The organism is Xenorhabdus indica (assembly GCF_014467235.1).
Classification (GTDB): domain Bacteria; phylum Pseudomonadota; class Gammaproteobacteria; order Enterobacterales; family Enterobacteriaceae; genus Xenorhabdus; species Xenorhabdus indica.
In genome coordinates, this window is record NZ_NKHP01000001.1 from 451070 (window position 1) to 468930 (window position 17861).

Here is a 17861-nt window from a genome sequence, read left to right on the forward strand (position 1 = left end):
CATAAGATGGGGGCTGAACCCATATTATTCAATTTTTTTAAGATGTTAAGCGACAGAATCGACGTAACTTTACAATATTATATAAGATCCAGCCAGTAATAGAAAAGCCGACTATCAAGCCGGCTTTTTATCCATAACGAAGTTTGAAATCACTTCGTCTGAGTCATTTCAGCAAGCTGATGAGACAAATCTAAAGCAATCTGTACTGATTCATCTAAATAAGGATCTGGACCTTTATAATCTTTTGGCAAATCATCAAGTGATGTAAGTGATTTCTTCCCTTCACGTTTAAAACGCTCATTAATGCGATTTAATTTAATCGCCTCATATTCTTTATTTTCTTTATCTCGCTCTGCATAGTTTAACGAATAAACACCATGACGCGCTTTTAGCACCTTGTAATAGGCAATATCCTGATTGATATATTTGAACTCAGGGTCATTGGTGATACGCTGATGATGCAGTTTGGTCAATAGCGGTATTAACTCTGAAATTTTCTTTGAAGAAGTATAACTTGCCGGTTGAATACTATCCCACGGCAGGGCATTGTCTTCCTGACTTTCACTCATGTCAGATGGTTCTCCCCCTGTTGGCATAAGGATATCAGGCGTTACGCCTTTAAGTTGAGTACTACCGCCATTCACCCGATAAAATTTCTGAATAGTATATTGTACCGAGCCAATCTCTGGCCAATCAGGACTTAGCATCTGATCATAAATGCGATTCAAAGAACGATATTGCTGAACAGTTCCTTTACCAAAAGTAGGCTCACCAACAATCAACCCACGCCCATAATCTTGCATAGCAGCCGCAAAAATTTCAGATGCGGAAGCACTTCGGTTATCAACTAAAACAACCAAAGGCCCTTTATAATAGATCGCCTCATCAGTATCCGAATCTTCTTTAATCCGACCTGTATTATCTCTAATCTGCACAATCGGCCCCGTTGAGATAAACAAACCAGAAAGTGAGACAGCTTCTGTTAGCGCACCACCACCATTACCACGTAAATCAATGACAATTGCAGAAACATTTTGTTTCGCCAATTTTTGCAACTGTACTTTTACATCATTTGTCAGGCCAACATAAAAACTGGGTATATCAAGTATCCCAACCTTCTCTTTACCAACAGTTTTAACTGACATCTTAACTGCATTATCTTCAAGACGAATATTTTCACGCGTTAAGGTGATAATGTGATTTTTAGCGCCTTTTGTGCCTGGGATGACTTCAAGACGGACTTTACTACCTTTTGGCCCCTTAATCAGAGCAACAACATCTTCCAGACGCCAACCAACAATATCTACAATTGGTTTACCAGCCTGCCCCACTCCAATAATTTTATCTCCGACTTTGAGTAAATTACTTTTGGCTGCTGGCCCTCCCACAACCAGTGAGCGAACAGATACATATTCATCATCATACTGCAAAACAGCCCCAATACCTTCAAGAGAAAGGCTCATCTCTGAATTGAACTGTTCTGTATCACGAGGAGAGAGATAGCTAGTATGCGGATCTATTTCACGAGCAAAAGCCATCATAATTGTTCGGAAAACGTCTTCACTTTTACTCTGAGTAAGATGTTTCAATAAAGTCCGATAGCGTTTTGTCAGTACTTCCTTGATCTCTTTGTCATTTTTACCTGACAGTTTGAGATTTATCCAATCGGATTTAATCTTGGCATCCCAAAGATTATTTAATTCTTCAACACTGTTAGACCAAGGTGCTTTATCACGTTCGGTTTCAAGTGTATCGTTGCCATCTAAATGGATGGGCTTTTCCAATCGAGAAAGTGCATATTGATAGCGTTCAAAACGGCGTTTCTGCTGTAAATTAAATAATGCGTATGGAAGATGCAGATCACCATTTTCAAGCTCTTTGCCTAAGAGCCCTTTTTGCGCAGCAAATTGTGTAATATCTGATGCCAGAAAAACGTTGTGTCCATAATCCAGCATATTTAGGTAACGATCGAAAACCTTACCTGAAAAATCAGCATCCAGACTAAAATTGCGGTAATGAGAACGGAGAAAACGGGAAACGATCCGTTTACTCACTGTCGGATGTTGTAGCTCTGGCTTTAGATCGGGTAACTGATTGATAGTAACAGCAAGGAGATTATTTCCACCTGCTGTACCAACACCAGCTACATCAGAATTAGTGGCATTGTTATTACGGCTTACACTGTCATTAACAGTACTTGCATGCCCCATACCAGAAAATGATAGTACTAAAACGAAAGCCAAAGTAATGAGTTTGTTCATGCCCAAGTTGGCCTCCGTATCAGAACTTTAAGTGTTCTGCGCGTACAATCATTGCCAAACCAGTAGGTAATTGCACTCTTACACCATCTTTTGCAATTTCCAGCACAGAAGCATCCATGAGGCTTTTCCCTACATTCACTTTGATTGTCTGACCGACTTTCAGAGAGGATACATCTGTTACTGAGGTTAATTCAGGTTGTGCAATTTTTTTGGTTGTTTTATCTGCTGGCTTACGTGATTGTTGCAGATGATCTGGCGAACGTGATGGACGTTTTTCATCTTTTTTACCTGTTGACGGGCGACGACGAGGCGCTGCCTTTTTATTCACAGGACGTTCGCTTTTCTTGTCAGATACGTTTTCTGTTTCACGTTTTTTGGCACGTTGTTCAGCTCGTTGAGCTTGTACCCGAGCTTTAGCTTCCGTTAATTGCTGACGCGCATGTTCAATATGTTCAGCTTCCAGTTCACCACACGCATTACCATCAAGGTCAACACGCTGAGCTCCTTCTTTAACTCCATAAAGGTAGCGCCAACTGGAAGTATACAAGCGCAGAGCAGAACGGAGCTGTGTTTTACTTAAACACTCTTCGCCCTGAATACGTTCAACGATATCCTGAAAGATCCCGATTTTTAAAGGACGTGCTTCGCCTTCTGCGGCAAAACAAAGCGGGAATCGTTCAGCCAAAAAAGCAATGATTTCTTTACTACTGTTCAACTTAGGTTGATTTTCCATGAAATTTCCTGATTACAACGGTTTTGCCAACCAGCGCAGGCATGAACAGGCGACATTATAATAGTGTTGCTGATAAATGCCACGTCATACATAGGTTAAGTTACATTCTGTTGCAGATATTTTGGCACAACACATTGCCCCAAATGCTCACAAAGCCTGCTAACAAGCGCTTTTAAGCCATATTCATCATATTCGTCAAACCGATCAAAAACCGTACTGTCAATATCCAAAACGCCAATAACTTGCCCATTAATTTCCAAAGGAAGGACAATTTCAGCATTACTGGCAGAATCACAAGCTATATGACCGGGAAAAGTATGTACATCGGAAATACGCTGGATACAATTCCTTGCTACAGCAGTTCCACATACACCTTTTCCTATAGGAATACGAACACAAGCAATTTTACCTTGGAACGGCCCTAAAACTAGGGTATCACCATCTACCAAGTAAAAGCCAACCCAATTAACATTATCCAAACGTTCATATAACAATGAACTTGAATTTGCAAGAGATGCGATCAAATTATATTCGCCTGATAATAGAGCTACCAAGCTATCTGATAGTTCCCGATAGAATTCACATTTGTCCATACACACCTACACAACAGCCAGATAAGAAACAATTTAATAACAATAGAACAACAAGATAAGTTTCCCAAGGACATCAAACCATTCTGGTAAATCTTCTACTATCCTTATGTCACTGTCCCAGAATACCGCTTGAATCTCAGAATTAAAATTTTCTTTTTATATTTTACCCGTATCCACTTATAAAATTCAGTTAGTTATCACAGCTTATTTAGAAAATGACCTAATTTGCAGCCAAAATCGTGCCCCTGCTCATATTATTATCAAACACTTCACCAAAAAACGAGCAATTGGCCACTTGCTATTTAGGCATTTATCTGCAGCCACACTAAATCTTGAAATCCATAAGGTATATTGAATAGATTATACAAGTTAAGAAAAAGAGATGATCTTGCAAAAAAAGAATAAAATTATTCAGTTCTCATGGTAAACATAACAAAAAAAGGCCGAGCTCACTCCTCTACTCGGCCTAGGGAAAATGGCTCTGTTTAGAGAGCCGTGTGCTAAAATGCCATTGAGACGTAGAACAACTTACCTCTTAAAGAGTAGTTGACTCACGGTAAATTACCAAATTTTGTTAATTATTTAGCTCGTTAATTAACATACATATCAGCAGTAAAAATTACGGTTATTTTTTATCGCTTGCTTTACCATTACTTGCTTGATCATTGCATAGCACCATAGCCGCTTTCTGAAATGGCTCAATACTGATTTTTCGATTGCGATGATCAGGATCATCCAAAAGTATTGTATTTAGCGGGGTTGCAATAACTTGGTTATTTTTCATCATTTCTACTGCACGCTCATTGAGGGGATATTGCATAAGCGTACTGGGATTGATCACAAACAGCGCATTTCCTGAACGACAATCGAGCATAACCTCTTCACGAGTAAAAGCCCATTGTTTCCCAAACTGTAACTTACTAATGGTTTGTATTGGAGCAGCAATCCCCTGGAAAGAGAAAAATAAAAAAGATAAAAACCAAAATACTCGTTTCATTATCATCCCCCTGATAAACATATAAGCTGAATTCTACCGCCCTTTTTCTTATTTATATACCCACCGTCTTATAAATTGCAGATTTATTGGTCACAACTTAAAAATCATACTTAACAACCCTATGCGTATATCCAAGCTAATACCAACTATTCAAGGATCACACTGGAGGCTCTGTCGCAAAGATAGCAACACACAATAGAGCACCAGTTCCCAGTATGATTTCCAACCAACTGTCCACTATGAGTAATTCATAACGTCCTTTCTGCTTTAATTTGGGCACCAGAATATAACGATTGATTAAGGCCAAAAGAACCATAGCTGTAACAAGTATGATTTTCAGCCATAGCATTGACTGATATTCGGAAGCAGGGGCATCAAAAGTCAGCCAACCAGGAATTAAAATGGCGCTACTTATAATTCCTGTGATAATCACCAAAAAAACAGCTATGTGCCCGTAGTTAGAAAATCGCCTCATTGCAACGACACTTTCAGCATACAGACTATTCTCCATACTATAACTATCCATCTGGTGAAAAGCTGAGTTTGGTTTGGAGATATCTTTTAGCTGCAAGAATTGCAGACATAACAAAAAAGGCCATAGCCCTCCGAACCAATAACCTGCACTAAGCAGATGTACAATTTGATTCACCTGAAGCAGCAAACCACGCTCCCCTTCATACATAGTAGCATGACCAATAAAAGCATGGCTTGAAAGCAAAATGACAGAGCAGCCTAATAATAAGAAATTCTTTGTGTTAGAATCTCCAGCATTAGTACGTAAAAAGAATATTCCCACAACAGCAAGAGCAGCAACCAACAATTGCCATTGCCATACTTTACCAAAAGAAGTTGTTAACACTGCCTGCCATATTTCAAACTGATAAACGTCGTGCCAGCCATCCCCCATTAACCCCGCCTGTACAATAAACCAGACCATTGAGGTAACAAAAGCCAATACCGTGCAAATTGCCAGACCGACTTTCAACCGTTTTTTAATCAAAACTAAAAAATGGCCTGAAGCAAGTAGAGTAGTGAACAAGCTGAACCCAAACATCAGCATAACTACCACAAAATGCAAGAATCGGCAGAGTACGTATAACACCTCAAGTGAAATCATTATTTTACAGTAAAATTGTAAACACCCTTCGTTTTATGACCGTCGACAGAAAGAACACTCCAGTCAACACGATATTCCCCTGCTGCCAGTTTGTCCTCTACAGGCAGGATGAGTTTGGTTTTAGTCGCAGGATCAAGTGCTAGCTTACCTGTTTTAATCTCTTTTTTTTCTGGGCCAATTAATTTTACTTTGCTAAACCCAAGTTCAATGCGCTCTGAAAAACTCAGGGTTATAGCTTGTGGTGCGGCTTCCACCGTTGTATTTTCTGCCGGAGTCTGATCTTTCAAATGAGCATGGGCTAAAGCCTGCTGGCAGGACATACCGACAAACAGAACAACCAAAGCAGACAAATTGCTCCAGAATGAACGGATATTAAAAATAGACATGATAGGTAACCCTTTAATATACAGATGAATTTTTATGCTTAAAGGGGATTTTATAACAAACGATAAATTTAATCTGTGGTGGAAGTCCTGACCTGTGAAGCACTGCGCAAAAAACAAAAATTAGGAGATAAAAGAAAAAAGTGTAATTCCTGCTTAAAAATAAGCAAAAAACAGGAATTACGTTAAAAATCATGCAGATTAATTTACCTTAGTGCTTTCTTAAGCATGAGCTGGAACTGAGAGTCCTTTCAAATCTTTATCCAATAAAAATAAAGACTTACCACTTTCACCCACCATATCCAGTTTATCCAAGATAGATTTGAATAATTTTTCTTCTTCGTGTTGCTCAGCCACATACCACTGTAAGAAGTTAAAAGTAGAGTAATCCTGGATTGTCATCGCTAAGTGAGCCAATTTATTGATCTCTTCCGTGATCAATTTTTCGTGTTCATAGGTTTGATTGAACACATCAGAAATAGAATTAAATTCAACAGGTGGAGCCTGAATAGCCCCCAGTACAGGCATTGCTCCTGTATCGCCCAGATAATCAAATAAACGCTGCATATGTTGCATTTCTTCTTGTGAATGGGTTCTCAGAAATGCAGCCGCACCTTCGTAACCTTTATCACCACACCATGCACTCATTTGCAGGTACAAATTAGCAGAATAAAACTCCAGATTTAATTGCTCATTTAATTTCGTGATCATTTCTTGTTTTAACATTAGCCCACCTCCTAGAACTTTATTAAATTATCCATATTATGCCCATTAAAAACCGATAAAACAAAGATAAATTTTTAAAATATAACAAGTTGATATTTAATGAAATATTTTTATTTTATAGCAAGAATAAATCTCATTAAATATAAGAAAATAAGAATCAGTTTTATTTGATTAAATATTTAACCAAAGAATCAATATTTAATAAAAATGAGAATTGATATTATTAATATTTAAGAGATGTTTTTTTATGCAAATAATGTCTTGCCAAATCAAGAAGACTCAATTAATTTTAACCTCTGGGAATATATAGTACTTTTGGAGAGGAAATGGTGGAGCGTAACTTAGCCAAGTTATCTAAAAATGAGATGGATAAGGTCAATGTTGATCTGGCGGCATCGGGGGTTGCATTTAAAGAGCGCTATAATATACCTGTCATTCCGGACACTGTTGAGCAAACTCAACCACAACACCTGCGGGAATATTTTCAACAACGATTGAACCACTATCGCCAACAGTCGAGATATTTGTCGCGCTTACCTTATGAGCCCAAAAACCGTTAAATATGAAAAAAGAGGTAACCACCGCATAAGCGAGTGGTTATCACATCTATTTTCCAATAAATTTATCAGTTGCTGTAATTAACTGATGCAAAATTCCCGGTTCATCAAAGGAATGGCCTGCACCTTCTACAATATAAAACTCTGCCTCTGGCCACGATTTCGCCAAATCCCAGGCATTCTGTAACTGGCATGCCATATCATAACGCCCATGAATGATGACTGCGGGAATATGTCTGATAACGTCGACATGATCTAATAACTGCTGTGTCTCATCTATAAAACCGTTATTGATAAAATAATGGTTTTCAATACGTGCAAACGCCAACGCAAACTGTTCTTCTGCAAATGAATCTGCATGCTCAGAAGGTAATAGTGTGACAGTTTCCCCTTCCCAGGTACTCCATAAACGGGCCGCTTCCAACTGCACTGCAAGGTCATTACTCGTGAGACGTTTGTTGTAAGCTTTTATCACATCAGTACATTCTTCTTCAGAAAGAATAGAAAGTGTACGCTCCCACTTTTCCGGAAAAAACCGGGAAGCGCCTTCCTGATAATACCATTGCAATTCTTGAGGTCGGAGTAAAAATATTCCCCTTAATACCAATTCTGATACAGAATTCGGATGTTTTTGCGCATAAGCCAGAGATAACGTTGACCCCCATGAACCACCAAAAACCAGCCATTTATCAACCCCCATCTGCTGGCGTAAACGTTCAATATCATCAACCAGGTGCCATGTTGTATTATTTTCAAGACTTGCATGAGGCTTGGAACGGCCACAGCCACGTTGATCAAATAACATGACATGATAATGCTCCGGATCGAATAACTGCCGATGATAATTTGCTATTCCCCCACCGGGCCCTCCGTGGATAAATACCGCAGGTTTACCTTCAGGATTACCGCAAAGCTCCCAATAAATTTGATGCCCGTCCCCAGTATCCAGATAACCGGTTTTATATGCGTCATAAGCTGGATAAAGTTTTCGTAATTCCGTCATAAAGAACCCTCACTCATTAAATAAAACGGGATACATTTCTAGTATCCCGAATACATTTGAAGCTGTCATGACAATTTGTTTATTTAACTTCACGATAACTGATAGTCTCTTTTTGACAATCAATTGTGGCATTGTAACTTTTGTCTTTTTTGGAACCCCGGACAATAAGCGGAATCTGTAACGTATCTTTATCACCAGTAATATCATTGACATTTACCCACGCAACGGGTTTTCCTGTACCCAGTTGTTGCCTGTCTTTACCCCAATGCTTAAGGCGATTTTGTAAAAAATCTTGCTTAACTTGCGCTGCAATTTGATCTTTAGCCAAGTTTTTACAGGAAACAAATTTAGCCACATGATCATTTTCAACAGCTGACGCAGCAAACGAAAGGAAAAACACAACAGTTATACTCAACAACCCAGTACGATGAATAAATGAACTTATCTTCATATTACCTCCTATTACCATCCAAATCATATGGATTAAATGTTCGGTTAAACTAACATGTAATAGAAAGTCATTATGTGAGTTTTGTTAAAAATGCGTTGCTGCTATTTTACATCATCTTCAAATAAAACATGGATCTGCTCTTTGTCCTGATGCTTTTCCCGCAATTCTTGAGCAACAATAGCAATGGCTTCTCCACTTCCCATTCCTTCAGAAATAAGTTGATGGATCCTTTCTACTGCGACTTGCTGCTCTTCATGGGATAATGCTGGCATACCTGAAAACATAGCTTTAACCTCAAATATACGACAATAATTAGCGACAAGCTGTGATTATATACTCAATCAATTTTAAGTTGCAGTGTAACAACCAGTGAACAGGTATACCATTCTATGGTACTCTCCGCGTACTAATCAGTTATTTTTTCAATTGCCCAGCCAATACGGGTTCCTCCATGAAGATTGCATTACAAAAACGTCAGTTACCTTATTCTCCTAATCTTGCTACCTGTTATTTCGCTCCACTTTCTGTTTCTCCCTGGGCAATGTTGTTGCATTCAGGTGCAGCCCAACATCCACATAATCGTTTTGATATTCTTGTGGCTGAACCTATTGTAACTCTTGTAACCCAAGGGGAATCGACAGAAATCAAAAGTCATGATGCAGTTTCTTATTCACAAGATGATCCCTTTCTATTACTGAAAAAGTATCTCCATGCCTGTAATCTTACCGCACAGTTTGATCCCGAATTGCCATTTCAGGGGGGAGCACTGGGAATGTGGGGATATGACCTCGGACGACGAACTGAAAAGTTACCCGCTACGGCCATTAATGAACTGGATTTTCCAGATATGGCGATTGGGATTTATGATTGGTGTCTTATTATTGACCATCATCAGCAAAAAGCGACTTTACTCAGTTACCACGATATTGATAACCGTCTGGCATGGCTAAAATCACACACCAAAAATCAAAAAACCGATTTTGCTCTCACCAATTCATGGCAATCCAATATGAGTGAACAGCAATATCATGAAAAAATTGCTCAGATCCACCGTTATTTGCGTGATGGCGATTGCTATCAAGTCAACCTGGCCCAACGTTTTCATGCCGATTACCAAGGTGATGAATGGCAGGCATTCGAGCAACTGAATGAATGTAACCGTGCTCCTTTTTCAGCTTTTATCCGCTTGCCCGAAAATTGCATTATGAGTGTTTCACCTGAACGATTTTTATTGTTGGAAGATAAGAAAATCCAGACCAGACCAATCAAAGGAACACTGCCGCGCGCTCAAGATCCGGAAAAAGATCAATTGCAAGCTGAAAAATTATCCAATTCCCGTAAAGACCGCGCTGAGAATCTGATGATCGTTGATCTCCTGAGAAATGATATCGGACGTGTTGCAACACCAGGGTCGGTCAAAGTTCCAGAATTATTTATCGTTGAACCTTTCCCGGCAGTGCATCATCTCGTCAGTACCATTACAGCCACACTGCCAGATAAGTATCACGCAACCGATTTACTACGGGCTTGTTTTCCCGGTGGTTCCATTACTGGTGCCCCAAAAATTCGGGCTATGGAAATTATCGAAGAATTAGAACCACATCGCAGACATGGATATTGTGGAGCTATTGGCTATATTAGTTTCTGCGGTACAATGGACAGCAATATCACTATACGTACTCTTCTGACAGAAAAAGGAAAAATATACTGCTGGGCTGGTGGTGGTATTGTTGCAGATAGCATTGCGGAAAAAGAGTATCAGGAAACATTCGATAAACTTGGACATATCTTGCCTAAATTAAGGGAACGCCAACTATCATGACATCTCTTTCTGATTTTATTCATCGGTTTCAATTGCAACTGCCTGTACAACCAAAGTATCTAAGCAATAATCAGCGGAATGCTGCTGTATTATTGCCAATTATTTGTAAGCCAGAGCCAACACTTTTATTGACTCAACGCGCCAAAAGCTTACGTTCACATGCGGGGCAAGTTGCTTTTCCCGGTGGCGCAGCCGATCCGGAAGATCATTCATTGATCGCTACCGCTTTGCGTGAAACAGAAGAAGAAGTCAACATCCTACATCATCAGGTACAAGTTCTGGGGCAACTCGCCCCATTGGACAGTAGTGGCGGGTATCGTGTTACACCTGTCGTCGGGTTAGTTTCGCCTCCCTTTTCTTTTCAGGTCAATCCAACAGAAGTAGACAGCATTTTTGAAATTCCACTTTTTGATGCACTCTCTCTTCCTTGCTATCGATATTTGGATATTAAGCGGCGAAACCGACAACATCGGATCTATTTTTACTGGTATCGTGAACAGATGATTTGGGGATTAACCGCTGCCATTATTTACCAACTGGCACAGCAAGTTCAAAAATCACTCTAGGAACGCTTGCGAGAGGTTATAAATTTGCACATTTATTATCCAAAATCATATCAATAGCTATTATAATTAAAAAAAAACTGTAAACTCCTTTATCAACACCACTAAATAACAGTAAAGTAACGCGCTTTAATTATAAATATACTATATATCTTTCTTCTCTAAGGAGTCTGGCGTGATTAGCGTTTTCGACATGTTTAAGGTGGGTATCGGCCCATCCAGCTCTCATACTGTTGGCCCTATGAAAGCAGGAAAACAATTTGTCGATGATCTTGTAAACCAGGGGCTGATGTCCTCTATCACGCGTGTAGCTGTTGATGTGTACGGCTCACTTTCATTAACCGGGAAAGGTCATCATACGGATATCGCCATTATCATGGGGTTGGCAGGTAATATGCCCGCTACTGTTGATATTGATTCAATCCCTGGTTTTATTCGTGATGTTGAGCAAACTCAACGTTTGCCGCTGGCAAATGGTTTACATGAAGTCGATTTTCCTCGTGACGGAGGTATGAATTTCCGTAGCGATAACCTTTCATTGCATGAAAATGGTATGCAGATCCATGCAATTGCAGGTGACAAAAAAGTTTACAGCAAAACTTACTACTCTATCGGTGGTGGTTTTATTGTTGATGAAGAACATTTCGGTAAGCCATCTCAGGATACTAAACCTGTGTCTTACCCATTCAGCTCTGCTGCTGATTTGCTGATGAATTGCAGCAAAACAGGGCTGTCTATTTCTGGCTTGATGATGAAAAACGAGCTGGATTTGCATAGCAAAGAAGAAATTTCTGAATACTTTGCAGATGTATGGGACACCATGCGGGCCTGCATTGAACGAGGCTTGAATACAGAAGGTGTTTTACCTGGACCTCTGCGTGTCCCTCGTCGTGCAGCCGCTCTGCACCGTATGCTGACTTCATCAAATAAACTGTCTAATGATCCAATGAATGTTGTTGATTTAGTCAATATGTTCGCTTTGGCAGTCAATGAAGAAAATGCCGCTGGTGGGCGTGTTGTTACCGCACCAACCAATGGCGCATGCGGGATCGTGCCGGCAGTACTGGCTTATTACAACCATTGTATCGAGCCTGTTACGCCAGAGCTGTATACGCGCTACTTCCTGGCATCAGGTGCAATCGGCATTCTGTATAAAATGAATGCTTCCATTTCTGGGGCAGAAGTCGGCTGTCAGGGAGAAGTAGGCGTTGCCTGTTCAATGGCAGCGGCAGGTCTTGCAGAATTACTTGGAGCAAGTCCTGAGCAAGTGTGCATCGCAGCCGAAATAGGCATGGAGCATAACTTGGGTTTGACTTGTGACCCTGTTGCGGGACAGGTACAGGTTCCATGTATTGAACGTAATGCCATTGCTTCAGTTAAAGCTATCAATGCTGCCCGTATGGCATTGCGCCGAACCAGCGAACCGCGGGTTTCACTTGATAAAGTTATTGAAACCATGTACGAAACGGGTAAGGACATGAACGCCAAATACCGCGAAACATCACGTGGCGGTTTGGCAATAAAAGTACAGTGTGACTAATCAAATCTGTAACTTAATTAATATGTTCATAAGTTAAACTGTTACCTATTTTAGGTAAAACCTGACTTATCTGAAAAAAATCCCTGCTATACAGTAGGGATTTTTTTTGGCTGAAACGGATCAATTAAGTACATTTTTTCTTCTTTCCGGTCTAAGGTATCAAAATTTTTTTATCTAAAAATTAATAAAATGTCACCTAAAACAGTTACAAAAAGCATAAAAATAAAAATTCAAAGTAAAATAAGTTATTTATTCGTGATAAGTAAAATAAAAATCTTATTTTAACCTCTCAAAATAGCCTATATTGAATTTTCTGACTGATAGCAATTTTCTTAAATGCTTCCAATGATAATCTAATGACATATTTTCTTATGTAACGAAATATAAAGCTATGAGAAATGAAATAGTTGAGATGGATCCTCGATAAAATACGATGTTTGTAACTATCATATTCGTTAATAGTTGTCATGATTATTAATAGATATACCCTATGAACTTCAAGGCCTTCATCTTGAAAGGCGATGGGTATAGTGCAACATAATTGGAAATATTAAATATGAACTTGCAATAAATCCGAGTTCAATTGTTACAGAAAGGGGAAAACAAGTGAGTATAGCCATTATGATTGGCACACACGGGGCTGCTGCGGAGCAATTGCTTCGCACCACAGAGATGTTGATTGGGGAACAAGAAAACGTTTCTTATATCGACTTTGTCCCCGGTGAAAATGCCGATACGTTATTCGAGAAATACAATAAGAAACTGGAGTTGCTTGATACAACGCAAGGGGTCTTATTTTTTGTCGATACCTGGGGGGGCAGTCCATTTAATGCGGCAAACCGTATCGTAATGGGCAAAGCAAATTACGAAATCATCACTGGCGTGAACATACCTATGCTGGTTGAAGCCTTTATGTGCCGTGATGATGATCCATCAATGGAAGAATTGGTTTCTGTTGCATTGGAAACAGGGAAAGAAGGAATTCGAGCCCTTAAAACAGAGCCAGCCAAAGAGGCTGATAAACCTGAATCAACCCAATCAGCTACCCCCATGACTTCCCAGACTACTGAACCTGTTGCTGGTGGTCACATGAAAATTGCCCTTGCTCGCATTGATGATCGTCTTATTCATGGTCAGGTTGCAACTCGCTGGACAAAAGAGACCAACGTCAAGCGTATCATTGTAGTCAGTGATGAAGTAGCACAAGATACTGTACGCTCTACGTTATTAAAGCAGGTTGCACCTCCTGGGGTCAGTGCACATGTAGTCGATATTGCCAAGTGTATCCGTGTTTACAATAACCCTAAATATGCTGGTGAACGCGTTATGCTGTTATTCACCAACCCAACTGATGTACTGCGTATTGTAGAAGGCGGTGTTTCACTGGAATCTGTCAATATTGGCGGCATGGCTTTCAAACAAGGTAAAACCCAAATCAACAATGCTATCTCTGTTGACGCAACAGATATTAATGCTTTCGGAAAGCTGAATTCTCGCGGTATCGAGCTTGAGGCACGCAAAGTTGCCAGCGATACACGCTTAAATATGATGGATCTGCTCAAAAAAGCTTAAAAAACAAAAACAGATATTTTTTTATTAACCATTACTCAATAACGAAATTCTTACCAAATGACATTTGGTTACAGGAGAAAACAATGGAAATTACCGTTGTTCAACTTTTATTGATATTCATCGTCGCCTGTATTGCGGGTATGGGGTCCATTCTTGATGAATTTCAATTCCACCGTCCATTAGTTGCTTGTACATTGATCGGTTTAGTGCTTGGTGATATAAAAACCGGCATTATCATCGGCGGTACACTGGAAATGATCGCCCTGGGCTGGATGAACATTGGTGCAGCAATTGCCCCTGATGCAGCTCTGGCATCCATTATTTCGGCCATTCTGGTTATCGCCGGTGGACAAGATGTTGGTGCAGGTATCGCGCTGGCAATTCCACTGGCTGCGGCGGGTCAGGTTCTTACCATTATTGTCCGTACTATGACCGTCGGTTTCCAACACGCAGCAGATAAGGCTGCTGAAAATGGTAACCTACGCGCTATCACCATCATTCACATTACTGCTTTAATACTGCAAGCAATGCGTATTGCTTTGCCTGCACTGGTTGTTGCATTGTCTGTCGGAACCTCTGAAGTTCAGAGTATGCTGAACTCTATTCCAGAAGTTGTTACCACTGGCCTTAATATTGCTGGCGGTATGATCGTCGTTGTTGGTTATGCAATGGTGATTAACATGATGCGAGCTGGCTACCTGATGCCATTCTTTTATCTCGGTTTTGTGGCCGCTGTATATATTCAGAATCTCGTTATACTCGGTGTCGTTGGCGCTGTTCTGGCAATCCTGTATATCCAACTCAGTCCTAAATACAACCAGTCACAGACCGCTGCTCCTGCGGGTAATACCCCAAATAACCTTGATAACGAATTAGATTAAGAGGATGAACAATATGTCAGATACAACAAACATGGGGCAGAAAAAACTGACACAAAGCGATATCAATGGTGTCTTCCTGCGCTCTAATTTATTACAGGGTTCATGGAACTTCGAACGTATGCAGGCATTGGGTTTCTGTTTCTCAATGGTCCCGGCTATTCGTCGTCTCTATCCCGAAAATACCGAAGAACGCAAACTGGCTATCAAACGCCATCTTGAGTTTTTCAATACGCATCCTTATGTCGCAGCCCCTATTCTGGGCGTCACAATGGCGATGGAAGAACAACGAGCCAACGGCGCTAATATTGATGATGGTGCCATCAACGGTATTAAAGTGGGCTTAATGGGACCTTTGGCGGGTGTAGGTGATCCTATTTTCTGGGGAACCGTCCGTCCCGTTTTTGCAGCACTTGGAGCAGGAATTGCTATGAGTGGCAGCCTGCTTGGCCCTATTCTGTTTTTCTTTTTATTCAACCTGGTGCGTTTATTGACCCGCTACTATGGTGTCGCCTATGGCTATAAAAAAGGAATGGACATCGTTAAAGATATGGGTGGCGGTTTCCTGCAAAAGATGACAGAAGGAGCGTCAATTCTGGGGCTATTCGTGATGGGAGCCTTAGTTAATAGCTGGACGAAAGTCAATATTCCACTTGTTATTTCCAAAGTACCTGATCCCATAACAGGAGTAGAGAAAGTAACAACGGTCCAAACCATTCTTGACCAGTTGCTCCCTGGTATTGCCCCGCTATTGCTGACCTTTGGCTGTATGTGGCTATTACGGAAAAAAGTAAACCCTCTATGGATCATTATTGGTTTCTTCGTCATCGGCATCATCGGTTATCATTTCGGTTTTCTGGGCTTAGTTAAATAGTTTTGTTAGAAAATTGATTTATTAAAAATATGGGGAGGAAATTTCCTCCCTCATTGGTAAAAACAAGAGCTATAAGTTAGAAAATCAGAGGTAACAATGAGCCTGAATGACATCATATTGATGATTTCAATTTTATTAATGCTCGTCTTTGCTGTTTATGACGAAATTATCATCAATCATCTCAAAGGCAAGACTCTGTTAAACATAAAATTAAAAAGAAAACATCGAATTGATGCTTTAATATTTATCGCCTTAATGACTATCATTATTTACAATAATGTGATAGCGCAAGGTACTCCACTAACGACTTATCTATTATCTTTTATCATCTTAGTGACAATATACCTTGGTTATATTCGTTCACCTAAACTCATATTCAAAGAAAAAGGCTTTTATTATTCCAACCGATTCTTTAATTATGACCAAATTAAAGCAATGAATTTATCTGAAGATGGTATTTTAATGATAGATTTTGAGTCAAATAAAATATATGTTGCTGTAACAAACCCAGATGACTTAGAAAAAATTTATCAATTTCTGCTGAATAACAAATAACCCTTCTCTGATTCAGATTAATTTTAAATAAGGCTGCAACACTATATCAGCCTTATTTTTCATCAGCCTTATTTTCCATCTCAAAAGATAATGATAACCATTATCAATTCATTATTTAACGTATGTAAAATATTTTTGCCTTTTATACCAAATATGATATTGTCCACTCCAGTCATTGGGGAGTAGCCTGTTCCAGAATTCTTCTGGAAAATTCGTATCAACATACTCGTTTGCATAAAACGTGGTACGAATGCCAAATCGGTTGGCAAGACCATAGACACATAATATCACCATTGGTTGGGGGTGATTTATGTGTATGTGGAATCACCCAGCCGAGGTTATTTTAATGAATCTCTATACAACTCTTACCCTCGCATTAGCTCTATCCATGGATGCTTTCGCTGCTGCCGTAAGTAAAGGAGCAGCTCTTCGTCGCCCACATTTACGTGAAGCAATCCGCACTGGCCTCATTTTTGGTTTAGTTGAAGCCTGCACTCCTTTAATCGGCTGGTCTCTGGGGCTTTATGCCAGCCAATATATTATGGAATGGGATCATTGGGTGGCATTCTCATTATTGTTTATCCTGGGTTGCCGGATGATTGTCGAAAGTTTCAAACGCGAGCCAGAAACCACGATTAAATCCACTACACCCCATCGCTATAGTTCATTAACATTAATATTTACTGCCATTGCAACCAGTCTGGATGCAATGGCAATTGGTGTTGGTCTCGCCTTCTTACAGGTAAATATATTACATACCGCAATGGCCATCGGAATGGTGACAATGATTATGGCTACTCTGGGAATGCTAATCGGACGCTACATCGGGCCATTATTAGGTAAACGTGCAGAACTTATTGGTGGACTGGTATTAATTGCTATTGGTTTCAATATATTATTTGAGCATCTCAAATTATTTATGTATTCCTGTTGATATCCTCCCCTACATCATTCCTCTACTGGCAAATGTGAACCTGCATTGCCGCTAAATAATTACGAACGTCGTTTACCTCGGCGTTCGTTCTATATTCACATCTGGCACACGAATTTACTTTGTGAGTTCCACTATCTTCTTTATTACGAATGAATAAGATACACAGTGCCAAAATACCTTCCACGGCATGCTTTGCTATCGGAGGTCACGTATTCAACCTGTTGATGGTTGTGTATAATCGTCATTTTTTCGGAGAAGTCACATGGCGACTGTTGAAGTAAAATGTCGATTTTGTCAGCAAA

At 39.9% G+C, this 17861-nt stretch carries 19 protein-coding genes and 1 riboswitch; of the genes, 9 read left to right on the plus strand and 10 right to left on the minus strand.

Translation table 11 applies throughout. The annotated features are described in order from the left end of the window. Positions 1 to 149 precede the first annotated feature (149 nt). From prc to ftnA, 7 genes are all read right to left on the minus strand, one after another. Complete coding sequence (gene prc, locus Xind_RS01590) at positions 150 to 2261, minus strand: carboxy terminal-processing peptidase (RefSeq protein ID WP_187649320.1); 2112 nt, start codon at positions 2259 to 2261, stop codon at positions 150 to 152. A 19-nt stretch (positions 2262 to 2280) separates the two neighbouring features. Next, the gene (proQ, locus tag Xind_RS01595; protein WP_047680232.1) at positions 2281 to 2994 is read right to left on the minus strand and encodes an RNA chaperone ProQ; all 714 of its coding nucleotides are present in this window, start codon (positions 2992 to 2994) and stop codon (positions 2281 to 2283) included. Positions 2995 to 3089: 95 nt separating this feature from the next. Continuing rightward, the gene (locus tag Xind_RS01600; protein WP_047680234.1) at positions 3090 to 3587 is read right to left on the minus strand and encodes a GAF domain-containing protein; all 498 of its coding nucleotides are present in this window, start codon (positions 3585 to 3587) and stop codon (positions 3090 to 3092) included. 625 nt (positions 3588 to 4212) lie between these two features. Next, a complete protein-coding gene (locus Xind_RS01605; RefSeq protein ID WP_047680236.1) occupies positions 4213 to 4584 on the minus strand; it encodes a YebY family protein in 372 nt (123 codons plus the stop codon). A 157-nt stretch (positions 4585 to 4741) separates the two neighbouring features. Then, entirely contained in the window at positions 4742 to 5701 is a 960-nt protein-coding gene (gene copD / locus Xind_RS01610) for a copper homeostasis membrane protein CopD (RefSeq protein WP_047680238.1), read from the minus strand. Then, a complete protein-coding gene (yobA, locus tag Xind_RS01615) occupies positions 5701 to 6087 on the minus strand; it encodes a CopC domain-containing protein YobA (protein WP_047680240.1) in 387 nt (128 codons plus the stop codon). The genes copD and yobA overlap by 1 nt, the downstream gene beginning before the upstream one ends. Before the next feature lie 219 nt (positions 6088 to 6306). Next, complete coding sequence (ftnA, locus tag Xind_RS01620) at positions 6307 to 6810, minus strand: non-heme ferritin (RefSeq protein WP_187649321.1); 504 nt, start codon at positions 6808 to 6810, stop codon at positions 6307 to 6309. Between the two features lie 329 nt (positions 6811 to 7139). Here ftnA and Xind_RS01625 point away from each other — a divergent pair, with 329 nt between their 5' ends. Further along, complete coding sequence (locus Xind_RS01625; RefSeq protein WP_156115337.1) at positions 7140 to 7370, plus strand: DNA polymerase III subunit theta; 231 nt, start codon at positions 7140 to 7142, stop codon at positions 7368 to 7370. A 46-nt stretch (positions 7371 to 7416) separates the two neighbouring features. Here Xind_RS01625 and pip read toward each other — a convergent pair whose 3' ends face one another. From pip to Xind_RS01640, 3 genes are all read right to left on the minus strand, one after another. Further along, on the minus strand, positions 7417 to 8370 hold the full coding sequence (gene pip / locus Xind_RS01630; RefSeq protein WP_047680246.1) for a prolyl aminopeptidase: 954 nt from the start codon (positions 8368 to 8370) through the stop codon (positions 7417 to 7419). Positions 8371 to 8449: 79 nt separating this feature from the next. Further along, positions 8450 to 8821, minus strand: a complete 372-nt coding sequence (gene yebF / locus Xind_RS01635) for a protein YebF (protein ID WP_047680248.1) — start codon at positions 8819 to 8821, stop codon at positions 8450 to 8452. Between the two features lie 101 nt (positions 8822 to 8922). Then, positions 8923 to 9105 carry a YoaH family protein gene (locus Xind_RS01640; protein ID WP_047680250.1) on the minus strand — a complete coding sequence of 61 codons (183 nt, stop codon included), beginning with the start codon at positions 9103 to 9105 and terminating at the stop codon, positions 8923 to 8925. A gap of 167 nt (positions 9106 to 9272) precedes the next feature. Here Xind_RS01640 and pabB point away from each other — a divergent pair, with 167 nt between their 5' ends. The 8 genes from pabB to mntP all read left to right on the plus strand — a co-directional run bounded on the left by pabB (position 9273) and on the right by mntP (position 17559). Then, a complete protein-coding gene (pabB, locus tag Xind_RS01645; protein ID WP_187649322.1) occupies positions 9273 to 10643 on the plus strand; it encodes an aminodeoxychorismate synthase component 1 in 1371 nt (456 codons plus the stop codon). Then, positions 10640 to 11209, plus strand: a complete 570-nt coding sequence (locus tag Xind_RS01650) for a CoA pyrophosphatase (protein WP_187649323.1) — start codon at positions 10640 to 10642, stop codon at positions 11207 to 11209. The genes pabB and Xind_RS01650 overlap by 4 nt, the downstream gene beginning before the upstream one ends. Before the next feature lie 172 nt (positions 11210 to 11381). Beyond that, on the plus strand, positions 11382 to 12746 hold the full coding sequence (locus Xind_RS01655) for an L-serine ammonia-lyase (protein WP_187649324.1): 1365 nt from the start codon (positions 11382 to 11384) through the stop codon (positions 12744 to 12746). A 606-nt stretch (positions 12747 to 13352) separates the two neighbouring features. Continuing rightward, entirely contained in the window at positions 13353 to 14318 is a 966-nt protein-coding gene (gene manX, locus Xind_RS01660) for a PTS mannose transporter subunit IIAB (RefSeq protein ID WP_187649325.1), read from the plus strand. Between the two features lie 83 nt (positions 14319 to 14401). After that, a complete protein-coding gene (locus Xind_RS01665; protein ID WP_047680260.1) occupies positions 14402 to 15199 on the plus strand; it encodes a PTS mannose/fructose/sorbose transporter subunit IIC in 798 nt (265 codons plus the stop codon). Between the two features lie 13 nt (positions 15200 to 15212). Beyond that, entirely contained in the window at positions 15213 to 16070 is an 858-nt protein-coding gene (locus Xind_RS01670; RefSeq protein ID WP_187649326.1) for a PTS mannose transporter subunit IID, read from the plus strand. A gap of 96 nt (positions 16071 to 16166) precedes the next feature. Then, positions 16167 to 16625, plus strand: a complete 459-nt coding sequence (locus Xind_RS01675; RefSeq protein ID WP_047680263.1) for a DUF986 family protein — start codon at positions 16167 to 16169, stop codon at positions 16623 to 16625. Positions 16626 to 16790: 165 nt separating this feature from the next. Continuing rightward, positions 16791 to 16924: riboswitch (yybP-ykoY riboswitch) on the plus strand. Between the two features lie 47 nt (positions 16925 to 16971). Beyond that, a complete protein-coding gene (gene mntP / locus Xind_RS01680; RefSeq protein WP_156115335.1) occupies positions 16972 to 17559 on the plus strand; it encodes a manganese efflux pump MntP in 588 nt (195 codons plus the stop codon). The last annotated feature ends 302 nt before the right edge of the window (positions 17560 to 17861 follow it).

Excerpts from the sequence above, each read along its gene's own strand:
- prc (WP_187649320.1), bottom strand. The coding sequence starts at position 2,261 with ATGAACAAACTCATTACTTTGGCTTTCGTTTTAGTACTATCATTTTCT.
- proQ (WP_047680232.1), bottom strand. The coding sequence starts at position 2,994 with ATGGAAAATCAACCTAAGTTGAACAGTAGTAAAGAAATCATTGCTTTT.
- Xind_RS01600 (WP_047680234.1), bottom strand. The coding sequence starts at position 3,587 with ATGGACAAATGTGAATTCTATCGGGAACTATCAGATAGCTTGGTAGCT.
- Xind_RS01605 (WP_047680236.1), bottom strand. The coding sequence starts at position 4,584 with ATGAAACGAGTATTTTGGTTTTTATCTTTTTTATTTTTCTCTTTCCAG.
- copD (WP_047680238.1), bottom strand. The coding sequence starts at position 5,701 with ATGATTTCACTTGAGGTGTTATACGTACTCTGCCGATTCTTGCATTTT.
- yobA (WP_047680240.1), bottom strand. The coding sequence starts at position 6,087 with ATGTCTATTTTTAATATCCGTTCATTCTGGAGCAATTTGTCTGCTTTG.
- ftnA (WP_187649321.1), bottom strand. The coding sequence starts at position 6,810 with ATGTTAAAACAAGAAATGATCACGAAATTAAATGAGCAATTAAATCTG.
- pip (WP_047680246.1), bottom strand. The coding sequence starts at position 8,370 with ATGACGGAATTACGAAAACTTTATCCAGCTTATGACGCATATAAAACC.
- yebF (WP_047680248.1), bottom strand. The coding sequence starts at position 8,821 with ATGAAGATAAGTTCATTTATTCATCGTACTGGGTTGTTGAGTATAACT.
- Xind_RS01640 (WP_047680250.1), bottom strand. The coding sequence starts at position 9,105 with ATGTTTTCAGGTATGCCAGCATTATCCCATGAAGAGCAGCAAGTCGCA.
- pabB (WP_187649322.1), top strand. The coding sequence starts at position 9,273 with ATGAAGATTGCATTACAAAAACGTCAGTTACCTTATTCTCCTAATCTT.
- Xind_RS01650 (WP_187649323.1), top strand. The coding sequence starts at position 10,640 with ATGACATCTCTTTCTGATTTTATTCATCGGTTTCAATTGCAACTGCCT.
- Xind_RS01665 (WP_047680260.1), top strand. The coding sequence starts at position 14,402 with ATGGAAATTACCGTTGTTCAACTTTTATTGATATTCATCGTCGCCTGT.
- Xind_RS01670 (WP_187649326.1), top strand. The coding sequence starts at position 15,213 with ATGTCAGATACAACAAACATGGGGCAGAAAAAACTGACACAAAGCGAT.
- Xind_RS01675 (WP_047680263.1), top strand. The coding sequence starts at position 16,167 with ATGAGCCTGAATGACATCATATTGATGATTTCAATTTTATTAATGCTC.
- mntP (WP_156115335.1), top strand. The coding sequence starts at position 16,972 with ATGAATCTCTATACAACTCTTACCCTCGCATTAGCTCTATCCATGGAT.